Raw genomic sequence first — 4,797 nt, forward strand, 5'->3', positions numbered from 1 at the left:
CATTGATCTACAAACCGATTGAAAACATCTCGCTGTACACCAGCTACAGCAAGGGCCTGTCCCTGGGCGGTACGGCACCGTGGTTCGCCAGCAATGCCGATGAAACCCTGGCCCCGACCACCTCGCGGCAAATCGAAGCCGGTGTGAAATACGACTGGCGCCGCATCAGCTTCGCCGCCGCCGTATTTCAGACCCGCCAGGCTTATCAGTACGCCAAGCCGGACGGCGCCGGCAACTTCACTTACGTCCAACAAGGCCAGCAAAAGAACACCGGGCTGGAACTGTCGGCCAACGGCTGGGCCACCGACCGTCTGCAAATCGCCACCAGCGTGGCGGCGATTCGTGCGAGGGTGAACGGCAGCGGCACGCCGGACTACGAAGGCCATCAAGCGATCAACGTACCCAAGCTGCGCGCCAGCCTGTATGCCGACTATGCCTTGCCATGGGTGAACGGGTTGGCGGTGCTCGGTGGCGAAATACGCCAACCGCACCGGCAATGTGGAGGTGGGCGATTATGCGGTGGTCAATGTGGGCAGCCGCTACACCACCCAGTTCGACGGCTATGAAACGGTGTTTCGCCTGAGCGTCGACAACCTGTTCGACAAGCGCTACTGGCGCGACGCGGGCGAGTACATGGGCGATGACTATCTGTTCCAGGGCGCGCCTTTGACGGCGCGCCTGAGTGCTTCGGTCAACTTCTAAGGGAGCGCGGAACTGTCAACCACAGCGCCGCCAACCCGCAGGTCAACAGACTCCAACCCAGGCTCTGGGCCCAGCCGACCAGGCTCAGCCCAACACCGATAGCCAAGTAATACAGCAAGCCAAACACCGCTGCGGCCGTCCCCAGACGGTCACGATAGGCGGTCAGTGCCGAGCCCAGCACATTGGGAATCGCCATGCCGAACGCCAGCACCACCAACAGCATGGGCCATACGAATAGCCAGCTTTCTTGTAACATCACAACCAAAAGGCCACCCAGCACCGCCATTCCCGCCGCAACCGGCACCAAGTGCTCACTGCGCACCTCACGCTTGAGCAGCACCTTGTTCAGCAGCGCCCCCAGACCCGAACCCAGCGCCAGCAATACGCCGCTGTAGCCAAACTCGAGGGCCGACAAACCCAGCTTGTCGAATAGGAACGGCCCGATGCTGTAGTAGCTAAACAAAGCGATATTGAACGCGGCCACCAAACCCACCGAGCGCCAGATACCTGCGTCCCGTAGCATCAGACCCAGGGTCTCGCACAACGACGCTATGGGTAAGAAAGCAGGACGCGTCTCCGGTAAGCGCCACAAGCACCAGCACCACAGTACCAGCGCCAACACCAACAAACCGACGAGCACACCGCGATAACCAAACTGCTGCACCAAGGTTGCGCCGCTAAACAGGCCAAGGGCCGGGCTAGCGGCCAGGGCAATGCCCACCACAGAAAAAACCCCAGCCAACTCGGCGCCATGGAAGCGGTCGCGCAACACGGTCTGCGTGACCACCGAACCCACGGCCGCGCCAAACGCCGCAATGGCTTGTGCAATCAGCAAACCGTTGAACGTGACGACCGATAAGGCCAGCACCGAGGCGGCCATATACAGGGAAAGTCCGGCCAACATGGCCGGACGACGGCCCCAGCGGTCGCAGAGCAGCCCCCACACCACCACGCCAAACGCAAACGCCAGAAAATACACCGACAGGGTTTGCCCTGCCCGTTCCGGCCCGACCGCAAAAGCCTGGCCGATATCGGCGAGGGCCGGGCTGTAGAGGGTTTGGGCCAATTGCGGGAACATCAGCAGGGCCACGGCCAGCGCCAACCCGTTTTTAACTTTCATCGACAGATCCTTCCTGATCAAACAGCGGAAGGATTTTAAGTACTGGCAGACGGGGTATTATCCAAACCTTGACAGTTTATCCATCAAATCGGACAAACCTATGGCCTGGCTCGCCGCCGACGCTTCTTTCGATCCTGACTGCCTGCCGGCGCCGGTGGTTGGCATCGCCGCCCTGCTCGGTGACCACGACTCAGGCCTGCACCAGCACCGACGAGGGCAACTGTTGTTCACCCGACAAGGCTGCACTCGTATCACCCTGGACAACCAGCTGTGCCTGCTGCCGCCATCCCGTGCGGCCTGGATACCCTGCGGGGTGCCTCATCGTGCGCAAATGCACAAAACCGTGGATTACCGTTCGGTGTATGTAAGCCCGATGTTGGCGGGTCAATTGCCGGAACAGGTTCGGGTGATCGAAGTCAGCTCCTTGCTGCAGGCAGTGTTGGAGCCGATGGCGATGGCTCCTTTCGACACCGATTGGCACACCGGACGCTTTGCCCACTTATTGGCGTTGTGCCTGGACGAAATCGAGCAAGCGGTCGAGCAGCCGATGCTCCTGCCCTTGCCGCAAGACAAACGCCTGGCACCGTTACTGGCCCGGCTCGACACCCTGCCACCACCCCTGCAAGCACTGGAACACCAGATCGGCGCCAGCGCCAAGACCATCGGCCGGATTTTCCTGCGGGAAACCGGCCTGGGGTATCAGCAGTGGCGTCAGCAATGGCGGCTGATGCGGGTCATTGAATTGCTTGCCACCGGGCGCAGCCTGGGCTACTGCGCCTTCGAGCTGGGTTTTGCCAGTGACAGCGCCTTGATCACCTTCTTCAAAGGCATGACCGGCACTACGCCGCGTGGTTATTTAAAGGGCAACTGAAGCTTACTTCGGCATTTTGCGAAAACCCACGGCCAGGCGGTTCCAGCTGTTGATGGTGGTGATCGCCAGGCTCAGGTCGACCTGTTCCTGCGGGCTGAATTCGGCGGCGAGCGCAGTATAGTCGGCGTCGGCAGCGTGGGTCTGGCTGATCAGGGTCAGGCTTTCGGCCCAGGCCAGGGCGGCGCGTTCACGCGGGGTGAAGAATGGCGTTTCGCGCCAGGCCGACACGGTGTACAGGCGGCGTTCGGTTTCGCCGCCCTTGCGTGCATCGGCGGTGTGCATGTCGAGGCAGAAGGCGCAGCCGTTGATCTGCGACACGCGCAGGCGCACCAGCTCCAGCAGCGGCAGTTCGATGGACAGTTTACCGACGGCGGCTTCCAGGGCGAGCATGGCTTTCATGGCGTCTGGGGAAGCGGTGTAGAAATCGGTACGAGCTTGCATGGTGATACTCCAGAACGGTGGGATTGGTGAGCAGGTTAGTCACCGCAGCGCTCCGGAGGAATAGCCAATTCGGACGAAGAACAGGTGACCAATCTACAGGCCACGGTTCCTCAACCACTGCAGGAACCCGGTCTTCACCGGCATCACCGGTGTTGACTGAGTCAGGGTCTTCGCAGCGTGCAGGCGGAAGTCCAGCAAGGCCTTCATCGCCTCGCTGATGTCATGCCGCGCATCCAGGCAAGGCTTGAGGTATTCCTTTTCGACGCGGTACAGCGTGCAGTAGGTCTTGGCCAGGAAGTCGGCCGGCACACCTTGATCGGACAGAATCCCCGCCTCGCCAATCACCTCCCCCGGCCCCATGCGCCCGGCTTCGAACTTATGCCCGTCCTTGATCAGCATGACTGACACCACACCTGAGGCAACGATGAACAAATGGTCGCTGACCTCCCCCGCCGGCATGATCATCTCGCCGCCACGGAACGAATGCAGGGTCATGTTCTGGCTGAAGGTGTCCTTTTCTTCCTGGCGCAAGGTGGAGAAAATCGACGAGCGCTCCAGCAGTGCCCGCGCCCCGGAAACCAGGGACGGCGTGCTGCTTTCGGTGGCGGACAGCAGGCTGACACCCGCCGCTTGCAGGTGACGGAAAGCCAGGTCATACAGCTGGTTGCGCACTTCGCGCTTGAGGCCCATGGCCGGTACAAAACCGCTGATTTCATACTCGACGCCGCCGCTGGCCGAGGTCTTGAACGCGACACTCGGCGCCGGGGTGGCCAACAACGGCCGACATCCCAGCATCGCACGCTCCAACGCCTCGATCACGGTTTGCGGGCGCGCATGCGGGCTGACTTGCAGGCTGACCGCCAGGCCGAACATATCCGCCGGGCGTGAGAAATTGATGATCTTGGCCTTGGCCGCCAAGGAGTTGGGAATCACCGCCATGCTGCCCTGGGAGGTTTGCAGGCGTGTGGCGCGCCAGTCGATATCGGTGACGCGACCTTCGGTGCCGTCGATGGAGATCCAGTCATCCAGCTGATAAGGCTTGGTAGTGTTGAGGACGATCCCGGAAAACACGTCGCTCAAAGTGCTCTGCAATGCCAGGCCGACAATGATCGCCACCGCGCCGGAAGTGGCGAGCACGCCCTTGACCGGTAGGTCGAGCACGTAGGCCATGGCGGCGATGATCGCGATCAGGAAAATCACCGCGCCCATCAGGTCCTGCAACAGCCGACCGGTGTGACCGACCCGTTGCATCATCACGGTGCCGAGCAACACCGTGAGGGTGCGCGCCGCGAACAACCACCAGCCGATCTGCAGGGCCGTGGCGGCCAGGTGCAAGGCCGTGTCGTCGGCGTAGGGCGCCAGTTGCATGGGGTTCATGCCGTCGTTGAACAACACGGCACTGAACACCGCGAAGATCACCAACCGCGCCGCCAGTTTCCAACTGGCCAGGTTGGTGGAAATAAGGTGCCACACGGCGATGTCGATAAAGATCAGCGCCAACGCGCACAGCATGGGGTGATCAGCGATAAATGAGGGCATCCAGGCAACTCCAGGGCGAATGCCCTGAAGATCGCATGAAATCGAGATATCGGGTATAGCGCCAAGCAAAATCTGGGAGCGGGCTTGTGTGGGAGCGGGCTTGCCTGCGATAGCATCTCCGAGG

General features: G+C 61.4%; 4 protein-coding genes and 1 pseudogene. 2 read left to right on the top strand and 3 right to left on the bottom strand.

The window, feature by feature from the left end; genetic code table 11:
• Positions 1-702 (top strand): annotated as a pseudogene (locus tag ACRESD_RS07985) (TonB-dependent receptor domain-containing protein); the annotation flags it as partial.
• On the opposite strand, the gene ACRESD_RS07990 reads toward ACRESD_RS07985, so the two are convergent.
• Positions 692-1,822, bottom strand: a complete 1,131-nt coding sequence (locus tag ACRESD_RS07990) for an MFS transporter (protein WP_431750426.1) — start codon at positions 1,820-1,822, stop codon at positions 692-694. The pseudogene ACRESD_RS07985 and the gene ACRESD_RS07990 sit on opposite strands and share 11 nt — an antisense overlap.
• Before the next feature lie 100 nt (positions 1,823-1,922).
• On the opposite strand from ACRESD_RS07990, the gene ACRESD_RS07995 reads away from it, so the two are divergent.
• Positions 1,923-2,693: an AraC family transcriptional regulator gene (locus ACRESD_RS07995; protein WP_431750427.1), complete on the top strand. Its 771-nt coding sequence runs from the start codon at positions 1,923-1,925 to the stop codon at positions 2,691-2,693.
• 3 nt (positions 2,694-2,696) lie between these two features.
• Here ACRESD_RS07995 and ACRESD_RS08000 read toward each other — a convergent pair whose 3' ends face one another.
• The gene (locus ACRESD_RS08000) at positions 2,697-3,134 is read right to left on the bottom strand and encodes a carboxymuconolactone decarboxylase family protein (RefSeq protein WP_431750428.1); all 438 of its coding nucleotides are present in this window, start codon (positions 3,132-3,134) and stop codon (positions 2,697-2,699) included.
• Positions 3,135-3,227: 93 nt separating this feature from the next.
• Positions 3,228-4,673 carry a mechanosensitive ion channel domain-containing protein gene (locus ACRESD_RS08005; RefSeq protein WP_431750429.1) on the bottom strand — a complete coding sequence of 482 codons (1,446 nt, stop codon included), beginning with the start codon at positions 4,671-4,673 and terminating at the stop codon, positions 3,228-3,230.
• Positions 4,674-4,797: the final 124 nt, after the last annotated feature.

The organism is Pseudomonas sp. (genome assembly GCF_050739995.1).
In the GTDB taxonomy this organism is placed as follows: domain Bacteria; phylum Pseudomonadota; class Gammaproteobacteria; order Pseudomonadales; family Pseudomonadaceae; genus Aquipseudomonas.

Coding starts and splice junctions, on each gene's coding strand:
- ACRESD_RS07990 (WP_431750426.1), bottom strand. CDS start 1,822: ATGAAAGTTAAAAACGGGTTGGCGCTGGCCGTGGCCCTGCTGATGTTC.
- ACRESD_RS08005 (WP_431750429.1), bottom strand. CDS start 4,673: ATGCCCTCATTTATCGCTGATCACCCCATGCTGTGCGCGTTGGCGCTG.
- ACRESD_RS08000 (WP_431750428.1), bottom strand. CDS start 3,134: ATGCAAGCTCGTACCGATTTCTACACCGCTTCCCCAGACGCCATGAAA.
- ACRESD_RS07995 (WP_431750427.1), top strand. CDS start 1,923: ATGGCCTGGCTCGCCGCCGACGCTTCTTTCGATCCTGACTGCCTGCCG.